Origin of the sequence: Geobacillus zalihae NBRC 101842 (genome assembly GCF_001544135.1) — a bacterium.
Lineage (GTDB): Bacteria > Bacillota > Bacilli > Bacillales > Anoxybacillaceae > Geobacillus > Geobacillus zalihae.
In genome coordinates, this window is the sequence record NZ_BCPV01000117.1 from 1 (window position 1) to 3056 (window position 3056).

The 3056-nt window shown below is 41.9% G+C and carries 4 protein-coding genes; 3 read left to right on the plus strand and 1 reads right to left on the minus strand.

The features are described 5' to 3' along the window. The coding region (locus GZ1_RS17515; RefSeq protein WP_060789002.1) for an IS630 family transposase at window positions 1-518 on the minus strand (518 nt) is incomplete at its 3' end. A 121-nt stretch (window positions 519-639) separates the two neighbouring features. On the opposite strand from GZ1_RS17515, the gene GZ1_RS17520 reads away from it, so the two are divergent. The 3 genes from GZ1_RS17520 to GZ1_RS17525 form a co-directional block, all read left to right on the plus strand. Beyond that, window positions 640-1266 carry a hypothetical protein gene (locus GZ1_RS17520; RefSeq protein WP_060789000.1) on the plus strand — a complete coding sequence of 209 codons (627 nt, stop codon included), beginning with the start codon at window positions 640-642 and terminating at the stop codon, window positions 1264-1266. A gap of 21 nt (window positions 1267-1287) precedes the next feature. After that, on the plus strand, window positions 1288-1743 hold the full coding sequence (locus tag GZ1_RS19095) for a hypothetical protein (protein WP_157074400.1): 456 nt from the start codon (window positions 1288-1290) through the stop codon (window positions 1741-1743). Between the two features lie 326 nt (window positions 1744-2069). Further along, the coding region (locus GZ1_RS17525) for an IS256 family transposase (RefSeq protein ID WP_060789001.1) at window positions 2070-3056 on the plus strand (987 nt) is incomplete at its 3' end.

Genomic DNA, 3056 nt, shown 5'->3' on the forward strand with positions numbered 1-3056 from the left:
ATGAAGTCGATCTGTTTCTCAAAATTCTTTTGTCGATCCGGATCACCTTTCGCCAATGTGTAGGTCGGCCGTGTCCACGACAGCCCTTTGCGGTGCAGGAGTTTTCGCAACGCTTCGCGGGAAATGGAAATACCGAAGTGCTTTTCGACATAGGATTGCAGGAGTTTGGTGTTCCACGCTGAAGCCACATCCCACCCCAGTTCCACGGGAGTGGTGGTCAACACAAGCTGTTTGATCTCTTCCTGCTGTTCTTCGGTGAGAAACGGCTCCCGCCCGGGGGCGAAATCCCGATGAAGCAAGAGCTCCAGACCGCCTTCGTTGAACAGCGACACATAATGGGAAACGGTTTGTCGGCACACGTTGACCATGGAGGCCACCTCTTTGCCCAAATAGCCTTCCATGACCAGGCGAACGGCCATCACCCGTTGGCGAAGAAGGGCGTTTTTGATTTTCCGTTCCTGTTTGCGAAGTGTCCGAGATGTCCATCCGTGATCGTTGGTGATGCGCAGACGTTTCATGAATGATCCCGCTCCTTTTCATTGGTTTCCTTACGAACAGGATAACCGGAGTGGGCACCACTTATACGAAGGTTAACTTTTCAATGAGCATATATATAGTATGAAAACGAGGTGATTTAACTTGAAAAAGATGTTATACCTATTAGCATTTAGTTTTATGTTTTTGATGTTTAATCATGAAACTAGTGCAGCTGAGTATAAGAAAAATTACTACCCTACTAAAACAGAAATTGAAGCATTGAATCAGGAATTACAAGAATTAGTAGATGAAGCAAATGAAAGATTATCTAATGGAGAAAAAAATATTGAATTAACGTCTAAGAATTTAAAACTAGTTTTTAAAGAAAACAACTCACTAGGTTCAGAAAATATAATGACCAATCAGTTAAATACTATGGGTGTAAATGCTAGTTCAATAGGATCAAAAAGTTATCAAGCATATGTAACGAATACTGCGGGTTTTAATTTTACCCATGCGGTAAGTGGTATTTTTTCATGGAATGGAGACTATTTAACAGGAGTTTCAGCAGATGCAGATCTAACAGGGATAATGTATGATAAATCGTCAAATACAACTGTAACTGGGTTAGATGGAACAATAGGTAGAGATGCTAAAATTGCAAGAGTAACTAGCAAAGGAACATTTAAGGCATTGAAATATTTTGTAACGTATCATACAACATTAATGGTCGATGTTTATGCTCCAACAAAAAGTTATAGAATTGTAGAAGCTAAAATTACTTATTGATTTTAATTGAGGGGGAACAATATGGTGAAAAGTTTACCAATTAAGATATCTTCTCTACTATTAACAACATGTTTTCTGCTCAGTTTCTTTTCAAGTGCTGCATTAGCAGATACTGTATTAATCACATCGTTTACTAGTACTACAAAAGAAAGTACGACTTCAGTTCCTAAAAATTATCATCATTTCTATTCAACCAAGGATACGGTAAAAGTAACATTCAAAGTCGATGAGTGGATTAAAACTCGCAATATTAAAAAAGTTAATGTTCAATTACAAAAAAGTAATGGACTTTGGTGGTCAACTAAAACGACAAAAAGTGTAACAAGTACAAGTTCTATTACGTTTAGTGTGAATGCTGGGAGTGGAGACTATAGATTAGTTGTTTGGGATGAACCTGAACCAACAGGATGGGATAAACCTCCTCTTTATTATCCGAAATCAACAAGATATTCCGTTGATATTTGGGGAATAGATTAATAATAGAACTTCAAAAAGAAGGGTGCTACTTAAAGTTGATATTATCCCTCTTGTGTAGACAGTGTAGAAAAAGGACACACTGCTATACAGGAGGGATTTTTTTGGATAAATCAAATGCAAAATACAAAAGCTATAGTTTTGAATTTAAATTACGTACAGTCATGATGTATTTGAATGAACAATTAGGCTATTGTCAAGGCCGATTATTTTTTAGTTAAGTCCATATAATTGTGTAAAAAGGGAAATAGAAAAAGAGCCATGTTGCTTCCCCTTTGATAGAATAAACAGTGGACAAACAAATACCAAACATAAGGAGGAATGCAACCATGGCTCAATATCATATTACCCTGAATGATGAACTTTTGCACGGGTTATTCACCAGAGATGAGGGATTAGCGAAGCTGCTGGAACAAGTCTTAAACCAAATCCTCGAGGCGCAAGTGGAAGAACAGCTGGGGGCTCGCCGTTATGAACGAACGGAAGAACGAAAAGGCTATCGAAACGGTTCGTATCCACGCCAGCTGACGACCCGGGTGGGACGGTTGACCTTGCGCGTTCCACGAACAAGAGATGGGGAGTTCTCTACGGAACTGTTCCAACGGTATCAACGGAGCGAACAAGCACTGGTACTGGCACTCATGGAAATGGTGGTAAACGGGGTGTCTACCCGAAAAATCACCCAAATCACGGAGGAATTATGCGGCACTTCGTTTTCCAAGTCCACGGTTTCCTCGCTGTGCAAGGGACTGGATCCGATTATCCAAGACTGGAATCACCGTTCCCTTCATGAACACGTGTATCCGTTTGTGCTAGTAGATGCTATTTATACGAAAGTCCGGGAGGATGGACGAGTACGCACCAGAGCTGTGTTGATCGCTACAGGAGTGAATGAGGAAGGATATCGAGAAATTCTTGGCCTGCAAATCGGAAACAGTGAATCGGAGTCCAGCTGGAGCGAGTTCTTCGGATGGCTGAAAGACCGGGGACTCCGGGGAGTGGACTTGATCATCTCGGATCAGCACGGTGGGCTGGTGCAAGCCATTGAAAAGCATTTCCAAGGCGCTACATGGCAACGATGCCAGACACATTTTATTCGCAATATCCTCGATGCCGCACCAAAGTATATGCAGGATGCCTTGCTCGAGGAGATTCGTGGGATTCTTCATGCTCCAAATAAGCAAACGGCCCGGCTGTTATTGGAACAAGTGCTGGCCAAATGGGAAGAAAAAGCCCCAAAAGCCATGCAAATCCTCGAAGAGGGATTCGAAGACGCCACCGCCGTATTGGACTATCCGGACCGTTATCGTCGGCGT